Annotated in this window: 22 protein-coding genes, 1 pseudogene and 1 riboswitch; of the genes and pseudogenes, 12 read left to right on the top strand and 11 right to left on the bottom strand. The window is 60.0% G+C overall.

The features are described 5' to 3' along the window. Positions 1–200 precede the first annotated feature (200 nt). The gene (locus ACQZ5Y_RS01805) at positions 201–2,549 is read left to right on the top strand and encodes a methyl-accepting chemotaxis protein (RefSeq protein WP_080799137.1); all 2,349 of its coding nucleotides are present in this window, start codon (positions 201–203) and stop codon (positions 2,547–2,549) included. 173 nt (positions 2,550–2,722) lie between these two features. Here the strand turns inward: ACQZ5Y_RS01805 and ACQZ5Y_RS01800 are convergent, their stop codons facing one another. Beyond that, entirely contained in the window at positions 2,723–3,610 is an 888-nt protein-coding gene (locus ACQZ5Y_RS01800; RefSeq protein ID WP_065661254.1) for a LysR family transcriptional regulator, read from the bottom strand. Between the two features lie 95 nt (positions 3,611–3,705). Between ACQZ5Y_RS01800 and ACQZ5Y_RS01795 the strand changes: the two genes are divergently transcribed. Beyond that, entirely contained in the window at positions 3,706–4,248 is a 543-nt protein-coding gene (locus ACQZ5Y_RS01795) for a GNAT family N-acetyltransferase (protein WP_003511952.1), read from the top strand. A 4-nt stretch (positions 4,249–4,252) separates the two neighbouring features. Here ACQZ5Y_RS01795 and ACQZ5Y_RS01790 read toward each other — a convergent pair whose 3' ends face one another. Then, the gene (locus ACQZ5Y_RS01790; protein ID WP_205756756.1) at positions 4,253–4,597 is read right to left on the bottom strand and encodes a hypothetical protein; all 345 of its coding nucleotides are present in this window, start codon (positions 4,595–4,597) and stop codon (positions 4,253–4,255) included. 220 nt (positions 4,598–4,817) lie between these two features. Between ACQZ5Y_RS01790 and ACQZ5Y_RS01785 the strand changes: the two genes are divergently transcribed. Then, positions 4,818–5,420, top strand: coding sequence for a superoxide dismutase (locus ACQZ5Y_RS01785; RefSeq protein ID WP_003511955.1), 603 nt, complete (start codon positions 4,818–4,820; stop codon positions 5,418–5,420). 132 nt (positions 5,421–5,552) lie between these two features. Next, positions 5,553–6,422: a metallophosphoesterase gene (locus ACQZ5Y_RS01780; RefSeq protein ID WP_174049254.1), complete on the top strand. Its 870-nt coding sequence runs from the start codon at positions 5,553–5,555 to the stop codon at positions 6,420–6,422. Between the two features lie 105 nt (positions 6,423–6,527). Here ACQZ5Y_RS01780 and ACQZ5Y_RS01775 read toward each other — a convergent pair whose 3' ends face one another. Beyond that, positions 6,528–7,253 (bottom strand): helix-turn-helix transcriptional regulator, encoded by a 726-nt coding sequence (locus ACQZ5Y_RS01775; protein WP_174049255.1) that lies wholly within the window; start codon positions 7,251–7,253, stop codon positions 6,528–6,530. A 133-nt stretch (positions 7,254–7,386) separates the two neighbouring features. Here ACQZ5Y_RS01775 and ACQZ5Y_RS01770 point away from each other — a divergent pair, with 133 nt between their 5' ends. The 6 genes from ACQZ5Y_RS01770 (at position 7,387) to ACQZ5Y_RS01745 (ending at position 11,284) form a co-directional block, all read left to right on the top strand. Further along, on the top strand, positions 7,387–8,016 hold the full coding sequence (locus ACQZ5Y_RS01770) for a LysE family translocator (protein ID WP_003511960.1): 630 nt from the start codon (positions 7,387–7,389) through the stop codon (positions 8,014–8,016). A gap of 115 nt (positions 8,017–8,131) precedes the next feature. Then, the gene (locus ACQZ5Y_RS01765) at positions 8,132–8,566 is read left to right on the top strand and encodes a c-type cytochrome (RefSeq protein ID WP_025592760.1); all 435 of its coding nucleotides are present in this window, start codon (positions 8,132–8,134) and stop codon (positions 8,564–8,566) included. Between the two features lie 86 nt (positions 8,567–8,652). Then, complete coding sequence (locus ACQZ5Y_RS01760) at positions 8,653–9,573, top strand: c-type cytochrome (protein WP_003511962.1); 921 nt, start codon at positions 8,653–8,655, stop codon at positions 9,571–9,573. Positions 9,574–9,664: 91 nt separating this feature from the next. After that, positions 9,665–9,889: riboswitch (cobalamin riboswitch) on the top strand. A gap of 166 nt (positions 9,890–10,055) precedes the next feature. Continuing rightward, positions 10,056–10,238, top strand: coding sequence for a CbtB domain-containing protein (locus tag ACQZ5Y_RS01755; RefSeq protein ID WP_003494386.1), 183 nt, complete (start codon positions 10,056–10,058; stop codon positions 10,236–10,238). 10 nt (positions 10,239–10,248) lie between these two features. After that, complete coding sequence (locus ACQZ5Y_RS01750) at positions 10,249–10,965, top strand: CbtA family protein (protein WP_035197988.1); 717 nt, start codon at positions 10,249–10,251, stop codon at positions 10,963–10,965. A gap of 4 nt (positions 10,966–10,969) precedes the next feature. Beyond that, a complete protein-coding gene (locus ACQZ5Y_RS01745) occupies positions 10,970–11,284 on the top strand; it encodes a hypothetical protein (protein WP_174049256.1) in 315 nt (104 codons plus the stop codon). Positions 11,285–11,389: 105 nt separating this feature from the next. Here ACQZ5Y_RS01745 and ACQZ5Y_RS01740 read toward each other — a convergent pair. From ACQZ5Y_RS01740 to ACQZ5Y_RS01725, 4 genes and pseudogenes are all read right to left on the bottom strand, one after another. After that, positions 11,390–11,955: pseudogene (locus ACQZ5Y_RS01740) on the bottom strand (type 1 glutamine amidotransferase family protein). A gap of 21 nt (positions 11,956–11,976) precedes the next feature. Next, a complete protein-coding gene (locus tag ACQZ5Y_RS01735; RefSeq protein ID WP_003511975.1) occupies positions 11,977–12,465 on the bottom strand; it encodes a GNAT family N-acetyltransferase in 489 nt (162 codons plus the stop codon). Positions 12,466–12,670: 205 nt separating this feature from the next. Continuing rightward, the gene (locus ACQZ5Y_RS01730; protein WP_003511977.1) at positions 12,671–13,084 is read right to left on the bottom strand and encodes a MerR family transcriptional regulator; all 414 of its coding nucleotides are present in this window, start codon (positions 13,082–13,084) and stop codon (positions 12,671–12,673) included. Between the two features lie 96 nt (positions 13,085–13,180). After that, positions 13,181–13,534, bottom strand: a complete 354-nt coding sequence (locus ACQZ5Y_RS01725) for a hypothetical protein (RefSeq protein ID WP_025592769.1) — start codon at positions 13,532–13,534, stop codon at positions 13,181–13,183. A gap of 127 nt (positions 13,535–13,661) precedes the next feature. Between ACQZ5Y_RS01725 and dmeR the strand changes: the two genes are divergently transcribed. Both dmeR and dmeF read left to right on the top strand, forming a co-directional pair. After that, on the top strand, positions 13,662–13,934 hold the full coding sequence (dmeR, locus tag ACQZ5Y_RS01720) for a Ni(II)/Co(II)-sensing transcriptional repressor DmeR (protein WP_174049257.1): 273 nt from the start codon (positions 13,662–13,664) through the stop codon (positions 13,932–13,934). A gap of 81 nt (positions 13,935–14,015) precedes the next feature. Next, positions 14,016–15,038, top strand: a complete 1,023-nt coding sequence (gene dmeF / locus ACQZ5Y_RS01715) for a CDF family Co(II)/Ni(II) efflux transporter DmeF (protein ID WP_174049258.1) — start codon at positions 14,016–14,018, stop codon at positions 15,036–15,038. A gap of 10 nt (positions 15,039–15,048) precedes the next feature. Here the strand turns inward: dmeF and ACQZ5Y_RS01710 are convergent, their stop codons facing one another. The 4 genes from ACQZ5Y_RS01710 to ACQZ5Y_RS01695 all read right to left on the bottom strand — a co-directional run bounded on the left by ACQZ5Y_RS01710 (position 15,049) and on the right by ACQZ5Y_RS01695 (position 18,976). Beyond that, positions 15,049–15,330, bottom strand: a complete 282-nt coding sequence (locus tag ACQZ5Y_RS01710) for a hypothetical protein (RefSeq protein ID WP_003511987.1) — start codon at positions 15,328–15,330, stop codon at positions 15,049–15,051. 364 nt (positions 15,331–15,694) lie between these two features. Continuing rightward, positions 15,695–16,801 (bottom strand): quaternary amine ABC transporter ATP-binding protein, encoded by a 1,107-nt coding sequence (locus tag ACQZ5Y_RS01705; RefSeq protein ID WP_174049259.1) that lies wholly within the window; start codon positions 16,799–16,801, stop codon positions 15,695–15,697. Next, complete coding sequence (locus tag ACQZ5Y_RS01700; protein ID WP_003511991.1) at positions 16,794–17,702, bottom strand: ABC transporter permease; 909 nt, start codon at positions 17,700–17,702, stop codon at positions 16,794–16,796. Before ACQZ5Y_RS01700 ends, ACQZ5Y_RS01705 begins: the two co-directional genes overlap by 8 nt. A gap of 263 nt (positions 17,703–17,965) precedes the next feature. After that, complete coding sequence (locus ACQZ5Y_RS01695) at positions 17,966–18,976, bottom strand: ABC transporter substrate-binding protein (protein ID WP_019564115.1); 1,011 nt, start codon at positions 18,974–18,976, stop codon at positions 17,966–17,968. Positions 18,977–19,058 lie beyond the last annotated feature (82 nt).

Below are 19,058 nucleotides of genomic sequence, written 5' to 3'. Positions count from 1 at the left end.
AAATCGAATGTGATTTTCTGTCTGGTGGGCAAAGCTGACAGGTATTTCGATCAGGGCCATGGCAGGCGTTCGGCTTGCCGTGGCCTTTTGTTTTTGCAGTGCAGTATTTTCCCGCGAAAACTGAGGGGAATTTAATCCAATTTTAGACAAACCACCCGTAGTTTGCAGCATCTTCCCTTCCGGCTAACGAGGGCCGCCAGATGTCTTTCAGCATTCGTAATGTACTTGTAGGATTTTTTCTTACCATCAGCCTCGCGCTGGCCGGTTTGGTCGGCAACGAGTTGTGGCGGTCGGCCAATCGCGCCGGCACCTTTTCAGAGGTTGCGCAACTCGTCTCGCTCGACAAGCTTCTTTTCAACGCTCTTTTGAATTTCCGCAGTGAACGCGGCGACAGCGCCACGGCACTGACGCTCGATCCGTCGAAATCGACGGGCAGCGTCGCCAGCGTGCAGGCCGCACGCCAGAAGGTGGATGCTGCCATGACGGCATTCCTCACGCAATCTTCGTCGCTTGAAGACACGCAGCTTCAGGCACCGCTGAAGCGCGTGAAAGATGTCTACGCGCAGTTCGTCGAATTGCGAAAGAAGGTTGACGCCAATGTTTCGCTGCCGCTCGACCGGCGCGAAGGCGGGCTCGACAAGACGGTCATGGCGCTCGGCGGCGATTTCCTCGCCTCGCTCGAGGCGGGCTCGACGGCGCTTGAAGGCACTGTTCGCTCTCTCGATCAGGGTCAGACCGGTTTGATCCAGTTGCGCTCTTACGGCTGGTCTGCCCGTGCCCTTGGCGGCAGCGCCACCGTCATTCTCAACGCTGCCGTTGCCCAGAACCGTCCACTGACGGCGCAGGAGATGCAGCAACTCGGCGCATTCGATGCCGGTGCGGCTTTCGCCTGGAAAGCGACCGGCGATCTGGTTACGCATGAATCGACGCCGCAATCGCTCAAGGATATCTACGCCACGGCGGACAAGACTTACTTCAAGGGCGATTTCAGCACGCAGCGCGCCAAGCTCATCGACGATCTCATGAATGGTCGCACGCCTGCCTTCACCATGGACAGCTGGCGCACCACCGTCACCGAAAACCTCGGCACGATTGCGAAAATCGCTTCTGCCGCCATGGATGTTCTGGACGCAAATGCCGCACAGGCCAAACAGGACGCCTTCATCGATGCGATGATCTATCTCGTCGTCTTCATTGCGACGCTGGCGCTCTGTATCCTCTCGCTTGCTGTCATCGTCGGCCGCGTCACACGGCCGATTAGCCGCCTGACCAACGCGATGATGGAGCTTTCGGGCGGCAATCTTTCGATCGATGTCGCCGGCGCAAAACGCGGCGACGAGATCGGCGAGATGGCCCGCGCGGTGGAAATCTTCCGCGAGGCGGCAATCCGCAACAGGCAGCTGGAATCCGAAGCCCTGGCCAACCGCGAGCGGGCCGAGCGGGACCGTATCGAGTTGCAGCAGCGCGCCGAGGCCGAGGCCGAAGAACGGCTCAATCAGGCCACGGGTTCGCTGGCGGGCGGTCTTCGTCGTCTCGCTTCCGGCGACATGGTCTGCGAGATCGCCACGCCGTTCGCACCGCAATTCGAGGCGCTGCGGCACGATTTCAACAGCTCCGTCGTTCAACTGCGCGAAGCGCTGACAAGTGTCGGCCAGTCCGTGCAGACGGTAAATGGCGGCGCTCACGAGGTTTCGTCGGCATCCGACGATCTTTCCCGCCGCACGGAGCAGCAGGCTGCCTCTCTGGAAGAGACCGCTGCCGCGCTGGAAGAGATCACCGCCAATGTTTCGGCCACTTCCAAGCGGGCAAGCGATGCGCGCGACACGGTGCGTGAGGCAAGGGCAAAGGCCGATCTTTCCGGCAAGGTGGTGCGCGATGCCGTTTCCGCCATGGAACGCATCGAGCATTCCTCGCGCCAGATCGGCCAGATCATCGGTGTTATTGACGAAATCGCCTTCCAGACCAACCTTCTGGCGCTGAATGCGGGCGTCGAGGCGGCGCGGGCGGGCGATGCGGGCAAGGGTTTTGCAGTCGTTGCACAGGAAGTGCGCGAACTGGCCCAGCGTTCCGCCAAGGCCGCCAAGGAAATCAAGCAGCTCATCAACACGTCAGCCGTTGCGGTGGGTGAAGGCGTGAAGCTTGTCGCCGATACTGGCGTCGGGCTTTCCGAGATCGAGCAGCTCGTACTTTCCGTCAACACCCATATGGACGCCATCGCCACCGCGGCGCAGGAACAGTCGGCCGGTCTCTCCGAGGTCAACACCGCCGTCAACCACATGGATCAGGCTACGCAGCAGAACGCCGCGATGGTCGAGGAAATGAATGCGGCCGGTGCGGGTCTTGCGCAGGAATGTGCCAATCTCCAGGCTTTGTTGGCGCAATTCCAGCTCGGTCAGCAGACCTCCGCATTGCGCGAGACGGCAAGGCACATGCGAGAGGCAAGCCCCGCACGTGCACCTGTCTCCCAGCCGTCCAGATCCCGCCCGGTCACCGCTTCGCGTGGCAATGCCGCGCTGGCCGTGAAGGGTGATGACTGGACTGAGTTCTGAGGACGAGATTGCCTTTGGCTTCGGGGTCCAGCGCGGTCAAGTCTCTGATCGCGTACGACTCTTCTCACGGCGCAGACGCGCCGTGGCTGGATGCCGAATCCAGTCCGGCATGACGAAACAAAAAGTCGCAAGCACCAACAGATCGAAGCCCGCGTCCGAAATCGACGCGGGCTTCATCGTTTCTGTAGGTTTGGCAATGCAGCAGCGAGCGCCCTTAGTGGCGCGGTCATGTGCTTGTCGCGTCTGAGGGCAAGGGCGATCCGCCGTTCGAGCGGCGGCTCGAGCGAGCGCCATTCAAGCCCCGATGCAGCACCTTCATGCTCCATCGCCATGCGTGGCACGATGGCAAGGCCAAGGCCCGCGCCCGCCAGTTTCTTGATGGCCTCGACGCTGCCCAGTTCCATGGCGGGTTGAACGGTGCGGCCGCTTGCCGAAAACCATTGATCCACGAGCTTGCGCGTATTGCCGCCCTCGTAAAGCAGCAATGGCTGTGTCGAAAGCGTCTCGGCATTCAGGATTGTTGCGTCGCTGATGGTGCCAAGCGGGAACACCGCAACCAGTTCATCGAGATGGATGTCGCTGATATCGAGGCTGCGGCCGCTGGCCGGCAGGGCCACCACCGCCGCATCGATCGTATTGGCTTCGAGAAGCCTCAGTATATCGTGGGTATTGCCGGTCTGCACGACGATGTCTATCCCCGGCATCACCTGGCGGATTTTGCCCAGCACTGGCGGCAGAAGATAGATGCAGGCGGTGGCGCCCGTGCCGATGCGCAGGCGTCCCGTCACGCCGCTGCGATGAGGGGCTACGGTATCGATGGCATGCGCCACTTCTTCCGCAATCCGTCTTGCATGGATGAGAAAGTCCCGGCCCGCCGCCGTCGGCTGCGCGCGCCTGCCGACCCGTTCGATCAGCCGCACACCGAGCTGCTTTTCCAGCAGCCGGATGTGCAGGCTGATGGCCGGCTGCGTCAGCCCCGCCTTATCGGCTGCGGCGGAAAAGCTGCCGAGATCGGCGACATCCATGAAGCTGCGCACCTGCCGCAGATCGAGGTCCATCATCAAAGAAAACCTTATCGTTTGTATAAGACAGATAATCTTTATTTTGACTGAGCCGCAATGCACAATAATGCCGTGAATGACCACAGGACACGAGAATGACCCTTCCCACAATTTCCAGCCTTACCATCCGCCCCTGCGAGGAGGCGGATATTCCAGCCATTACCGAAATCTACCGGGATGCCGTGCTGCATGGCCGCGCCAGCTTCGAGATCGATCCGCCAAGCGTGGATATGATGCTTGAGCGCCGCCGACTGCTGGTAGAAGGCAACTACTCCTATCTCGTCGCCGAAATCGACGGAAAGGTAGCCGGATATGCCTATGCCGGCGCCTATCGTCCGCGCCCGGCCTATGGTGCTGCTGTGGAGAATTCCGTTTATATCGATCCGGCCATGAAGGGCATGGGAATTGGCCGCAAGCTGCTCGATGCGCTGATCGAGGATGCGACTTCGCGCGGCTTCCGGCAGATGATTGCGGTCATCGGCGATAGCGCCAACGCCGCCTCCATCGGTGTGCACCGCGCCGCCGGTTTCGAGCATGTCGGCACATTCAAGTCCATCGGCTGGAAACACGGCCAGTGGCTGGACACGGTGCTGATGCAGCGCGCGCTGGGCGATGGCGACACCACGCCCCGTTTCTGAAACCTCAGGGCTTGGTGGAGCCGGGGATTTCAACCTTCAGCGTATCGCCGGCAAGCTCGCTGCCGAGTTCGACGGCCTTGGTCTTCTTGTCGTAAACGCAGATATGGCTGATCGTCGCATCCGCGCCCTTGGCCTTGCCGGTGAGGACGGCGAGACCATAATTCTCGCTGCCCACCGGATCGACCACCACCTTGGCGTCCTCGATCATGTCTTTGCCGGCGCCAAGGCACGCCGTCTGCACATCCGCCACGAATTCCTTCCACGCATCGTCAGACGATGCGACGGCGGGTAGCGCCAGCGAGGAGAAGGCGGCGAGAAGCAGCGCGCGATGGATCATGGAGCGGGTCATGGAATTTCCTTCCTGCAATTTCATCAAAAGCGAACCGATAGGGTGGAAAACAGTACGCCAGGGTTGTGAAACAAATGTGGTGGAGGCTGGCTTGAGAGGAATTTTCTCTTTTGTCGGAACATTTTGATATTTCACAGGTTGCCCAAACAGAGGTTCGCTCCTATGGTCCGCTCACACGGTTTCTAGGAGCGGTAACCCGCTGCAAAAAGGAGTAAAAACCATGGCCTTCGAACTTCCTGAACTCCCCTACGACTACGACGCGCTTGCACCATACATGTCGCGCGAGACGCTCGAGTTCCATCACGACAAGCACCACAAGGCATATGTCGACAACGGCAACAAGCTGGCGGCGGAAGCCGGTCTTTCCGACCTTTCGCTTGAGGAAGTCGTGAAGAAGTCCTTTGGCACCAATGCTGGTCTCTTCAACAATGCTGCCCAGCATTACAACCACGTCCATTTCTGGAAGTGGCTGAAGAAGGACGGCGGCGGCAACAAGCTGCCGGGCAAGCTGGAACAGGCATTCGCCTCCGATCTCGGCGGTTACGACAAGTTCAAGGCTGATTTCATCGCTGCCGGCACCACGCAGTTCGGCTCCGGCTGGGCATGGGTTTCCGTCAAGAACGGCAAGCTCGAAATCTCCAAGACCCCGAACGGCGAAAACCCGCTGGTTCATGGCGCAGAACCGATCCTTGGCGTCGACGTGTGGGAACACTCCTACTACATCGACTACCGCAACCTGCGTCCGAAGTACCTCGAAGCCTTCGTCGACAACCTCATCAACTGGGACTACGTCCTGGAGCGTTACGAAGCCGCTTCCAAGTAAGTTTTGCGGATTGTAATTTTTTGAGCACCCGGCCCCCCAAAGGCCGGGTGTTCTGCTTTTGAGGTCGATAATTCAGCGTGTCGCTTCCATTTGTCACAAGCCTGTCATCCGCCCGGTTTATCGCGGCGCATCATGACTGAAAAAACCACACCGCTCTTCTCATTCGGCATTGTTGCCGATCCCCAATATGCCGATGCCGAACCCCGCCCGGATATGGGCCGGTATTATGCCGAAAGCCCGAAAAAGCTTGGCGAAGCGATCGACGCCTTCAATCGCGAGGAACTGGCCTTCGTGGTAACGCTGGGCGATATCATCGATCGCGGTTTTGAAAATTTCGATGCGATCCTTGGCGTCTACGAGCAGCTTCGCCACCCTTCGGTGATGCTGCCGGGAAATCACGATTTCGCCGTTGCCGCCGAACACCTCTCCGCCATCCATGCCCGCCTCGGCATGGCGTCGCCCTGGCACGATTTCACTATCGGTGAGATACGTTTCGTGGTGCTTGACGGCAGCGAGGTCAGCTTGTTTGCCCCGCCGCCCGGCGATCCGCGCCGCACGCTGGCGCAAGAGCGTCTGAGGCGCCTGCAAGAGGTGGGTGCGATCAATGCGCAGGACTGGAATGCGTCGCTCAGCGACGAACAGTTCGAATGGCTGCGGACCGTTCTGCAAAAGGCGGATGCGGCGGGTGAAAAAGTGGTCATTCTCTGCCACTATCCGGTCTATCCGAACAACGCCCATAATATGTGGGACGCGCCTCGAATCCTCGATCTTCTTGATGTACACCCTTCGGTCGTCGCATGGTTCAGCGGCCATAATCATGAGGGCAATTACGGGGTGCAGGGCAACACTCACTTCGTCAACTTCAAGGGCATGGTGGATACGCCCGACCAGAACACCTTCGCCATTGCCGATGTGTTTGCCGACCGAATCGTCATCCGCGGTTTCGGGCGGGAGGACGACAGGGTGCTGGAGCATTTGCGGCATAACGCTGCCGTGCTTTGAAGTCAGCACCACCCTCTCAACCGTCATTACTGTCACAGGAATGGCGGTTGAGACGGGGGCACCGACACAGAACGAAGGTTGAAAGACGCGCTAAATCAGTTGCTTTTACGCGCCGGCTTGATTCGTCGTTCGTTCCGAAGTCCCAAGCTGATTGCTCTGCCAGCCGCTCATCCACAATTGCCGCAACCTTTCGCCTTCCATCTTGAAAAAGCTGCCGGTTGTCTTGCAGGTCAGAACGCGGTCGGAGCGGAAATTGCGGATCGCTTGCCTGAGCTCGCACCAGGCGACGATATTGGTCGTCTCCGAATAATAGATCATGGCGATGGGCCGGATCTGTCGCCGGGTCTCCACGCCGGTTTCATCGCCATAGGTTATGTCCAACCGCTCCTCGTCGCGCACCGCCCGCCTGACCATGGCAAGATCGACGCCGGCGGGTGAGGGCGCGATGCTGCCCCAGGCGTGCAGGGCATTGGCCGACAGGGTTTTCGACAGGGGTTCGGGCAGGGATGCCGCAATCTTGTCGCTGACCTTTTTGGCCGCCTGCCGCAATTCGGTATCGCCCGTGCGCGCGACCATGGCGAGCGCAAGCACGATCGCCTCCGTCTCCTCGATGGAAAACATCAGCGGCGGCAGGTTGAAGCCGGGACGCAGGATGTAACCGACGCCGCGTTCGCCTTCGATCGGCACGCGCATGGTCTGAAGGGCCGAAATATCGCGATAGACCGAGCGCACCGTGACTTCCAGTGCCTCGGCAATGGTCTGCGCGGTGACCGGCCTGCGCGCCACCCGCAGGATCTGGATGATCTCGAACAGTCTCGATGCCTTGCGCATTGCCGTTTTTCCCGGTGGTTTCCCAACGCAACTGACACAACGCTGTCAGTTGGCTTTTCCTATAAGCAGCAAAACACATTGAGAAACATGAGTTTTCCCGAATGTGTCGAAAACTGTTTTGGGAGATACTGACATGAGTTACGCCGAAAATCTCTGGCTTTTCTTTCTGGTCCTGTTCGGCATCATCATCCTGCCGGGAATGGATATGCTGTTCGTGCTGGCAAGTGCGTTGACGGGTGGCAAAAGAACCGGGCTTTCCGCCGCAAGTGGCATGAGCGCCGGCGGCATGGTGCATTCACTTTACGGTGCATTGGGCGTCGGCATGCTTGCCGCCTGGATGCCGTCGCTGTTCCTGCCGCTGCTGGTCGCCGGCGCCGCTTACATGGTCTGGATCGGCGTCGGCCTGATGCGCAGCGCTATCACCGTCAATGGCGATGAGGCGCAGGCGAGCGCCTCTGTCAGAAAGGCGTTCTGGCGGGCCGTGCTCACCTGCCTTTCCAATCCGAAAGCCTATCTCTTCATGATGGCGATCTATCCGCAATTCCTCAAACCCGACTATGGTCCAATCTGGATGCAGGGGCTGGTAATGGGCGCGATGGTGGCCATCACGCAGTTCACGGTCTATGGCGCTCTGGCGCTGACGGCGGATAAAAGCCGGGCATGGCTCGTTTCCTCGCCTGCCGCGACGATTTTCATCGGCCGCGCCGCCGGTTTCATGCTGATTGCCGCAGCCCTGGTTACGCTTTGGGAAGCACTCTCCTAGACTTCTGTTTTCTTGGGGAAATTCACTGCAATGTGACTTCTTTTCGCCATGCGGAAAGGGCATCCTCGCGCCGTTATCGCGCGTTCGGCATCTGCCGGAATCAAGGAGAGAGTGTATGAAACTGAAAACCATCGCGGCGGCCATGCTTTTCGGCTGTCTTTGCGCCGGAGCGGTCTACGCTGCCGGCGAAGTCGAAAAACGTGAAGGCATGATGAAGCAGATCGGCGGCTCCATGGGGGCGCTTGCTGCCATCTCCAAGGGCCAGAAGCCTTATGACGCCGAAGCCGTAAAGGCTGCCGTGACGACCATCAGCACCAACGCCAAGGCTTTCCCCGACCAGTTTCCCCCGGGCAGCGAGACCGGCAGTGCTGCGGCACCCGCGATCTGGGAAAATTTCGATGACTTCAAGTCCAAGGCCGCCAAGCTCGGTGCCGATGCGGACAAGGTCCTCGCCAGCCTTCCCGCCGATCAGGCAGGCGTCACCGCCGCCATGCAGACCCTCGGTGCCGATTGTGGTGCGTGCCACCAGACCTACCGTCTGAAGAAGTGATCCTATTAAGAACGCCGCTTCCCGGCGGCGTTTTTTTCAGCGGGAATGATGCCTGATCTCATCAGGTGATAATGGGGAGAGGGGTCATGGCCTCCATTTGGACGAAGCTCGCGGGCGGGATCGCGGTGGCGGCCATTGCCGGTTTCGGCATTTTCGCCTGGGTCACCGCGCCTGTGCGTCAGGCACCCAGCCACTGGGTGAGCCTTGGCGAGCCGGACCTTGCCAATGGCGAAACGCTGTTCTGGGCGGGCGGCTGCGCAAGTTGCCATGCGGCACCAGATGCCAAGGGCGATGCGCTTTTGACGCTTTCGGGCGGGCAAGCGTTGAAAAGCCCCTTCGGCACCTTCCATGTGCCCAATATTTCCTCCGATCCGCAGCATGGCATTGGCGGCTGGACGCTTTCGGAATTCGGCGATGCGATGACGCGCGGCGTCGGCAAGAACGGCGAACATCTCTACCCGTCCTTCCCTTACGCCTCCTATGCCCGCATGACGCAAAAGGACATCAACGATCTCTTCGGTTATTTGCGGGTTCTGCCCGCCAGCCAGAATGACGCGCCGGATCATGAACTGCCGTTCCCCTTCAACATGCGCATGGCATTGGGCGGCTGGAAATTCCTCTATTTCGATACATCCGCGCCACCCCGCGTCGAGCTTGCCGATGCCAATGCCGAATTGCTGCGCGGCCAATATCTGGTGGAAGGCCCGGGCCATTGCGGCGAATGTCACACGCCGCGCAATGCGCTTGGCGGTTTTCTCGATGGCAAATGGCTGGCCGGTGGTCCCAATCCCGAAGGCGAGGGCCGCATTCCCGATATTACCCCCGGCTCGCAGAGCGTCGGAAGCTGGGAGGCGGCCGATATTGCCAACTATCTGGAAACCGGCTTCACCCCGGAATTCGACAGCGTCGGCGGCTCCATGGTCAAGGTGCAGCAGAACATGGCGCATCTGACGGCCGAAGACCGCAATGCGATCGCCGCCTATCTGAAGGCCATCCCGGCACGGTAGCCCTTTGCCGTCATGCCGGACTTGATCCGGCATCCAGCCACGGCGCGCAATTCTCACGCCGGCCTGCCATTGACTCGCACCCGCACCCATCGGATAACGATCCTGTGATGGTTCCTTCCGGGCGTTCCGGAAGGTGAAAAGGGAACACGATAGGGAGACATCCTCATTCGTGGCTGCCCCCGCAACTGTGAGCGGAGAGCCTGAAACGAAATGCCACTGGTAAGCATCTCGCCGGATATGGGCGAGGGCAATGCCGGGAAGGTGTTTCAGGTTTTGACCCGTAAGCCAGGAGACCTGCCATCACGGAAATGTCCATGCCGGCGGGGTGTCCGGAAGAGCGGAATTTCAGGGTGGTGGCGCTTGAACGTGCCGCCCTGTGTCAGTCTCGTATCCCCGTGGTGAAGTGTATCGCATGCGGCTGCACGGCGTTTGCCGTTCCGCCGCGTCTAAAGGCGCGGGGTCGCGCCGTAAGAGGGGTCACCATGTCCATCAACCAGAATACGGCAAATGCCGCCGTTTCAGCAAAAACGGGCAGCTTCGCGCAATCGCTGACGGCGATCGTGCTTGGCCTGTTCGTCGTCGGTTTTGTCGGCTTTTCGCATGTGGAAGCCGTTCACAACGCCGCGCATGACACGCGTCATGCCAATGCTTTCCCTTGCCATTGAGGGGGGAAGCATGTCGTTCTTTCGCAATATCGTTTTTACCGCCGTCCTCGTCGGCATCGTTGGCGGCTTCGCCGTTTCGGCCATGCAGGCTTTCGGCACCACGCCGCTGATCCTGAAGGCGGAAACCTATGAAAATGCCGGTGGCGAAGCGCCCCACAGCCACGATGCTCCGGCCACGACCGGCGCTGCCGTTCCCGCGCACGAGCATAATGAGGAAGCCTGGTCTCCGGCCGACGGCTTCGAGCGCACCGCCTATACGGTCGCCGCCAACGTGCTGACCGCCATCGGTTATGCGCTGGTGCTCACCGGCCTCATCTCGCTGCGCGGCACCAATGCCGGCTGGCGCGAAGGCCTTTTGTGGGGTGTGGCCGGTTTTGCCGCCGTCATGCTTGCGCCGATGATCGGCCTGCCGCCGGAACTGCCGGGCAGCCCGGCGGCCGCGCTTGAGGCGCGTCAAATCTGGTGGCTTTCGACGGTTGCGGCGACCGCAGGCGGCATCGCGCTGATCGCATTCCGCCGCGAACCCTGGGCAATCGTGCTCGCACTGGTGTTGATCGTTGCTCCACATGTGGTGGGCGCGCCCCTGCCGCCGGAAGGTGAACATGCGCTGGCACCGCTGCCGCTGGAACGACAGTTCATCGTCGCCGCCACCGTGACCAGCTTTGTCTTCTGGGCCTTGCTCGGAACATTGAGCGCGTTTTTCCTGAAGCGCTTCCAGCAGGCTTAAATCCATGAAGGACGCAGCCGAATGGAGTGAGGAACTCGACGCGCTGCGTTTTGCCGTTCCCGGTCACGGCGCTTTCTGCGCCGTGCACCGCCTTGCCTTCAAGGCAGTCCTCGTCGTCAGCCCGGAACGGGAAGCGGCGCTCGCCTATTTTCATGAGAATGAGGCTGCCTTTACGGCCGCAGCCCTTGCCAAGATAAAACGCTCGGCTTTACCGGCCGGTCGCAGTCTGCATCTCAACAGCCGCGATATCCGCCGTGCGATTGCGGGGGAGGGCGGGGATGTCGTGCCCCGTGTCTGCCGGGTGCTTGATCAGGGGTGATTTGTGATGGTCTCGCGGCTTAACTTCTCCACCACCCTCATTCCAGTGACAAGCACAGGAATGACGATGAGAGGATCCGCAAAACTCCCGACACCAAGGTGAGCCTCACCGGTGCTCCGCCGCGAAAACCTGAAGTTCCGCCTCGGCTTCCGGACCAAAGAGGCCGAGGTGTTTCAGAATTTCCACTGCGAAACTGACGGGTGCCTGCCGGCTGCGGTTACGATGCCGCCATCGCTGACCGCCTTCGGCTGGTCGCGATAGAGCGCTTCGCCGCGATAGGACGGATAGGCCTTGTGAGAGGCGAGCGAATTGCCGGTATGGGCGACGTCATCAAGGGCGCCCGTGCCTGCAAGCGCGCTGGCAGCCGCGCAGATGCCGGCAACCAAACGGCCCTTCTCGCGAAACCGCTGTACCAGCCCGCCAAGATCGGCAGCCGTTCCCTTTTCCCAGCTGAGACCGCCGGGAATGACGAGCGCATCGATGTTAGCAGGATCAAGCGCATCATAGGATGTGTCGGGCGTAACGTTGAGCCCGCCCATTGAAACCACGGGCCGGCCATCCGGGGTTGCGTAAACGATCTCGACGCCGAGATAGCCGCGCGCGGCGGCGGCAAGCAGCGCCGGTTCCCAGTCCGCAAAATCCTGCGCAAGCGCAATGGCAATCCGTGTCATGACCGTCTCCAAAGGTTGCAATCAGGCGATAGACTGCATGTAGCGCATGCCGGTGACCGGGCGCGGCGCGAAATCCATGCTTTCGTAGAAACGATGCGCGGCGACATTGCCGGTCGTGGCGCTGACGGAAAGATAGTCGCAACCGAGGCGCTTGGCGATATCGCGGGCGCGGGAAACCAGGTGCTGGCCGGTGCCATGTCCGCGGTGACCGTCACGCACGAAAAGATGGTGTAGCTCAAGCCCGCGGCGGCCTTCCTGCGCCCTGTAGAGCGGCAGCATCAGGGCGTAACCGATCAATGCGCCGTCGGCTTCCGCCACCAGCCCATGCACCCAGGGAAGCGGGCCGAACAGGTCGCGTTCCAGTTTTGCCGGCGTAATCGCCGCCGCATCGCCATGAAAGGTGGCAAGCAGGGTGATCATCTCATTGAGCTCAGGCAAATCGGTCTTGCGCGCGCCACGAATGATGACGACGGGCGGTCTTTCCAGTGTAAGGGAACTATCTTCGGTCATTTTTCTGGTCCTTCGGTTTTATCGGTGCCGTCAGGACGCTTGAAAAACAACAAAGCCGCCTGACGGCGGCTTGTTGACAAAATGATCTGTCGAGCCGCCCTTTACAGGTAGGCCCAAAAGTACGAGCAGGAGATGGGTGCGCGTTCGTTGATCATGTCCATGCAATGCGCTCGAATCTGAAATCTGTCAAGCCTGCTCTTCAGCATCAATGCTCCCCTTCGCACATGCCATGGTCGGAAAGCGCGCGGATGACATAACAATCCTCGATCGAATGACCATGGCAATGGGAGACGATACGTTCCAGCTCATGCTCGAGCTTTTTGAGGCTGGTGATTTTTTCGCGCACATGGGCGAGGTGTTCGGCGGCAATGCGGTCCGCACCCTCGCACGGCATTTGCCGGTGCTGGCTGAGCGCGATCAATTCTCTGATGGCGTCGATATTGAGCCCAATATCGCGGGCATGGCGGATGAAAGCCAGCCTTTCGAGATCGGATTTTTCGTAACGGCGCTGGTTGCCTTCCGAGCGATCTGCCTCGCGGATGAGGCCCATCTGCTCATAATAGCGGATCGTCGGAACCTTCACGCCGGTACGTTTGGACAATTCACCGATGGACAGCATTGCCTTCTCCATATCCTCAAGAGCAGCCGGGACAAGAACGAACCGGATGCTCTAGTGTCTAGAGATATAGCTTTTCAGCGTGCCGTTCAATGGGTGTCAGGCGGCGGCCTCCACGCCGAGTGCCTGCGCCAGGGCTTTGAGAACTTCTGTCTCGATGCTGGAGGCGGCGTCAGGCTGCGCTGATGCGGCGATATCTACCGCCGGTTCGGTTCTGGCCTGTGCGCCGCTGTCCAGGTTCCAAAGTGCTGCGGCAAGGCCGGCGGAAACGCTGGCGGCGGCAGGTGCGGCGGAAACGGCAACGCTCTCGGCGCTGGAAATCGCGCGGTGTGCCGCCCGTGTCAGTTCCAGCAGGGCCTCGGTGGTTGCATTTGTTTCCCTGGTCTTTGTCGGCTCAAGGGTCCGGACCGGAGTTGCGTAATAGCTGCTGGTTGTTGCTGCGATAGTCGTCATGACTGAGTCCCCTAAGTTTCATGGGGTATTTTTAGGGGTCGAAACATTCGCGAAGGTTGCGTCGCGCAGGGCTTGAACCAAAAAACATCGCAATATAGTATACCCCCCTATAGTATATGAGGTACTCATGTCCCATACGATCCGCAACAAGGAGAAGCTTCTCGCTCGCATCCGTCGCCTCAAGGGGCAGATGGAGGCGGTGGAGCGTGCCCTGGACGATTCCAAGCCCTGCGGCGAGGTGCTGCAATTGCTGGCCTCGGTGCGCGGTGCGCTTTCCGGCCTGACGGGGGAGGTGATGCAAGAACATCTGCATGAGCACGTCGTGCACGCCGAAAATGAAGACGAGCGGGTGCGTGCGGCGGAAGAGCTGGCCCAGGTGCTGAAGACCTACATCCGCTAACCTCTCTCCCAAAAGTGTCCGCGGCTTTGGGAAAAGACATGCGTGAAACAGAATATTCCAGGATCGAACAGGATTAGCGACATGACGACGACATCCGAATTTTCCGCAGCGTCCGGCCACGACCATGTTTTCCTAGGCCGGAACCATGAGCGCAATGAAAAGCGCGTGTGGATGGTGATTGCGCTGACCACAGTCATGATGGTGGCGGAGATCGTCGCCGGCCACTGGTTCGGTTCCATGGCGCTGACGGCGGATGGCTGGCACATGTCCACCCATGCGGGCGCAATGCTCATCTCGGCGCTGGCCTATCTCTATGCCCGGCGTGAGGCGCGCAATCCGCGCTTCACCTTCGGCACCGGCAAGTTCGGTGATCTCGCCGGTTTTGCCAGCGCCATCGTGCTGGCGGTGGTGGCGCTGCTCATCGCCGTTGAAAGTGCGATGCGGCTTTTCAATCCTGTCCAGATCGACTTCAATCAGGCGATCCTCGTCGCCCTCATCGGTCTTGCCGTCAATCTCGTCAGCGCCGTGCTGTTGAAGGATGACCACGATCACGGCCATGGCCATGGCCATGGCCATGGTCACGCACATGGTTCGCATGCCCATCACGGCCATGGCAGCCACGCCCATCACGATCACGGCTCGCACGCGCATCACGGCGAGCACGGAGCGAAGGGCGGCAGGGACAATAATCTGCGCGCAGCCTATCTGCATGTACTCGCCGATGCGCTGACTTCCGTTCTCGCCATTGTCGCGCTGCTGCTCGGCAAGTGGAACGGCTGGTCCTTCCTCGATCCGTTGATGGGTATTGTCGGCGGTGTGGTGATTGCCCGCTGGTCATGGGGACTCATTCGCTCCACGGCAACGACGCTGGTGGATGCGGTTCCGCTGACGGAGGACTTGCCGCAGGAAATCCGTGAAAGCGTGGAAACGGAAGAAGACCGCATCACCGACCTGCACGTCTGGCAGGTGGGGCCGGGGCATCACGCCGCCATTGTCGCCATCCACTCGCAGGTGCCGAAGGCACCGGCTTTCTACAAGCAGAAGCTTGCAGCCATACATGAACTCTCACATGTAACGGTGGAGGTCAGCCCGGCAAGAGCCTGATCGGAATTAACTATTCGTATTCGGAATAGGCGCTGCGCACCCATTCGGCCTGCGCTTCTGCCTTGTCCTCGGCGGAGGTCGCAGCCTGCGTGTGGGCAGGCGCGCTGCCATTGCCGACGGCCCACAGCACGTTTGCCAGCGAACGGGAAAGAACGGTGCTGGAAACGGTCGGGTTGCCGGGGCCGCGTTTAACGGCCTGTTCCTCGGGCGCGCTCTGCGCGCTGCCGGGTTTTTCGATGTCGCGGACACGAGCCTGATAATTGTATCCGCCAATATTGCTTTCGATCTGCATGCCAGTGATTCCGCGTTCAAAAGTTAACAAATGGTTAACGGCGGCGGCTTGCCCGAAGCTTGCGCTTGTTGCATTGCAATGTCGTTCCCGGCTTGACACGTGGCAAAGGGGTGCTTCGTTTTTGCATGGTTGGATGGGAAGGCGGGCATTGCCGGCCTTGCCCACACTTCGCGTCGTGCTCGCCATGGCGACCCTGTTGTGCCGCTCAAACTCTGGCGCCAAACACCCCACTCCCGTCATGCCGGCTCTAGGCCGGTATGACGAAAGAGTTTGGACGCCGCCAGGCAGCTCCGATGTCTTTTGCGCAGCGGGGCTGGGGCTGTTTCGGTCCTCTGAAAGAAAGGCAAATCCTGTTGGTGCCGGATTACGCAGTTTCCTTTTCCGCAGGCGCCGCCGGTTCCGGGATTTTTACCGCTTCCTCCACGACTGCCACCCCGGCCTCCGTCTCCTGAGGTGCCGGCGTGACCATCGCCGCCACCAGCGTGTCGAGGCCGATGGCGCCGACTGGCTTGCCGTCTTCATCCACCACATGGGCGCTGGTTTCGTTCGCCTCCGACATATCGCGAGCGATGGTTTCCAGTGTCGCGTTTTCCGGCACCGACATGCCCTCGGGTTTCGCCGTCAGCGGTTCCATCACGGTGGTCGCCTGAAGCACGCGGCTGCGGTTGACGTCGCGCACGAAGTCGGTGACGTAACCATCCGCAGGGGAAAGGATGATGCTCTGGCCGTCGCCCTGCTGCACCACTTCGCCGTCTTTCAGAATGGCAATGTGGTCGCCGAGCCGCAAAGCCTCATCCAGATCGTGAGTGATGAACACCACAGTCTTTTTCAGCTCCTGCTGAAGGTCGAGCAGCATCGTCTGCATATCGACACGGATCAGCGGATCGAGAGCCGAATAGGCCTCGTCCATCAGGAGAATATCGGCATCGTTGGCAAGCGCGCGGGCAAGGCCGACACGCTGCTGCATGCCGCCGGAAAGCTGGTTCGGATAATAATCCTCATAGCCGGCAAGACCGACACGATCCAGCCAGTAACGGCCTTTCTCTTCGCTGTCCTTGCGTGGCATGCCCTGAATATCGAGGCCGTAGACGCTGTTTTCCAGCACGGTGCGATGCGGCAGGAGGCCGAATTTCTGGAACACCATCGCCGTTTTGTGACGGCGGAATTTCCGCAGCGCCGAAGTGCTCATGCCGCAAATGTCCTCGCCGTCGTAGAGAACTTCACCTGCGGTCGGGTCGATCAGCCGGTTGATGTGGCGGATCAGCGTCGACTTGCCGGAACCGGAAAGCCCCATGACCACGGTGATCTTGCCGCCCGGCATGGTGATGTTGATGTTGTTGAGGCCAAGCACATGGTTGTGTTTGTCGTTCAGCTCGACCTTGTCCATGCCTGATCGCACCGCTTCGAGGTACTTCTCGGGATGCTTGCCGAAGATCTTGTAAAGATTCCTGATTTCGATGCTTTTAGCCATGGGAGACCTCGCGGTATTTCTGCAGGCGCTTGCCGAAAGCCTGGCTTGCCCGGTCGAACATGATGGCGATGGCGACCAGAGCGAAACCGTTCAGGAAGCCCACCGTGAAAAACTGGTTGTTGATGGCCTGCAGCACATTCTTGCCGAGACCGCCGACGCCGACCATGGAGGCGACGACGACCATGGCGAGTGCCATCATGATGGTCTGGTTGATGCCGGTCATGATGGTGGGCAACGCCAGCGGCAGCTGCACATTGAACAGCTTCTGGCCGTTGGAGGAGCCGAAGGCATCGGCGGCTTCCAGCACTTCCCGGTCTACCAGGCGGATGCCGAGGCTGGTCAGGCGGATGACGGGCGGAATGGCGTAGATCACCACTGCGATCAGGCCCGGTACCTTGCCGATGCCGAAAATCACCACCACTGGGATGAGATAAACGAAGCTTGGCAGGGTCTGCATCACGTCGAGCACGGGATTGATGATACGCTGCAACCGTTCGGAGCGTCCCATCAAAATGCCGAGCGGCAGGCCGATGACGATGGCGATCAGCGTGGCGATGGCGACGATGGAAAGCGTCGTCATGGCGTCGCGCCAGAGGCCGACTGCGCCGATCATGAGCAGGGAGATGGCCGTGCCACCGGTGATCTTGAAGCTGCGCCCGGCCAGATGCACGATCGCCAGAATGACCAGCATGGTGACGATCCACGGGGTCTGGATGAACAGCCGCTCCGAGGAGTTGAGAAAGAGCTGCAGCGGATGCACGATCACATCGATCGCATCGCCGTAATTGCGCACGATATCGCGAAAACCGTCATCGATGGTCTTGCGTGCCACACGCATCGTGCCGTTATCGATGGCCGGAAACTTGCACAGCATATCCGGCAGATAGTTACAGAGGGCCATTATTTTTGTTTTCCCTTTGGTTTGGATGAATGGGAGGGACAATGGAGTCGCTGGAGCGTGCGGGCACCCCCCTCTGTCCTGCCGGACATCTCCCCCTCAAGGGGGGAGATCGGCAAGACGCGCCACATCACTTCATCCGCTAGGTTGGAGTGGAGCGAGGCCTTGCCGCAGGTCGATCTCCCCCCTTGAGGGGGAGATGCCCGGCAGGGCAGAGGGGGGTAAGCTACGGATACAAACCCAAGCTTTTCCCTCCTGCGGATGCGTTACATCGAAGCCTTGATCTTCTCCGCCACCTCGGGCGAAACCCACTTCGTCCAGATATCCTCGTTATTCTCGAGGAAATATTCCGCGCCGTCTTCGTTGGTGCCCTGGTTTTCATCCATCCAGGCCAGAACCTTGGCGACGGTCTCGTTGTCCCACTGCCGCTTGCGGATATAGTCGATGGAAGGACCGGCCTTCTCGGCGAAATCCTTGGTGACAACAGTGAATACCTCTGCCACCGGATAGGCGTTTGGCTTGGGATCGGCGCAATCAGGCTTGGCGATGCAATTGTCGTAGGCCTCGCGGTCGAGTGCCACGCCATCGTCCAGTTTCACCATGTCGTACTTGCCAAGAATGGCCGTCGGGGACCAGTAATAGCCGAGCCAGCCCTGCTTTTTCTCATAGGCATTGGAGATCGAGCCATCGAGGCCCGCGGCGGAGCCGGTATCGATCAGGGCGAAGCCCTTCTCATCGGCCTTGCGTGCCTTGAACAGGTTGGCGGTCGTTGGCTGGCAGCCCCAGCCCGGCGGGCAGCCAAACACGGCACCCTTGCTGGCGTCTTCCGGCGCCGGGAAAAGCTCGGGATGCTTGAGTGCGTCCTCAACTGTCTTGATATCAGGGTGTTCGTCGGCGAGATATTTGGGAATCCACCAGCCTTCAACGCCACCTTCACTCAGGATTTTGCTTTCCTGGATCAGGTTGCCCTTCTTGACGGCGTCCTCATAGGGGGCGCCAAGGGTATTCACCCACATTTCGGGCGCCATATCCGGCTGGCCCTTTTCATTCATGGAGGTGAATGTGGGAGTGGTGTCGCCGCTGATGACGTTGACCGTGCAATCATAGCCGTTTTCCATGATGAACTTGTCGACGTAAGCCGCAACACCGGCGGACGCCCAGTTCATTTCGGCGATGGTGACGCTGCCACATGTTTCTGCGGCGTTGGCGGAATTTGCTGCACCGGCAGCGATGGTAAAGCCCGTTACGAGAATGGTCGAGGCCAGGAGTTTCTTCATGGGAGACCTCCAAGTCTGATGCAGTGTTTTCAGTTGGCAAAGCGGGAGCACTGCAAAGCCCGGATTGCCAAGGGCGAACTGA

The sequence above is a fragment of the Agrobacterium sp. A3-95 genome, assembly GCF_053521785.1.
Note: the sequence above shows the minus strand (reverse complement) of the source record. Positions and strands in the feature narration are given on the sequence as shown.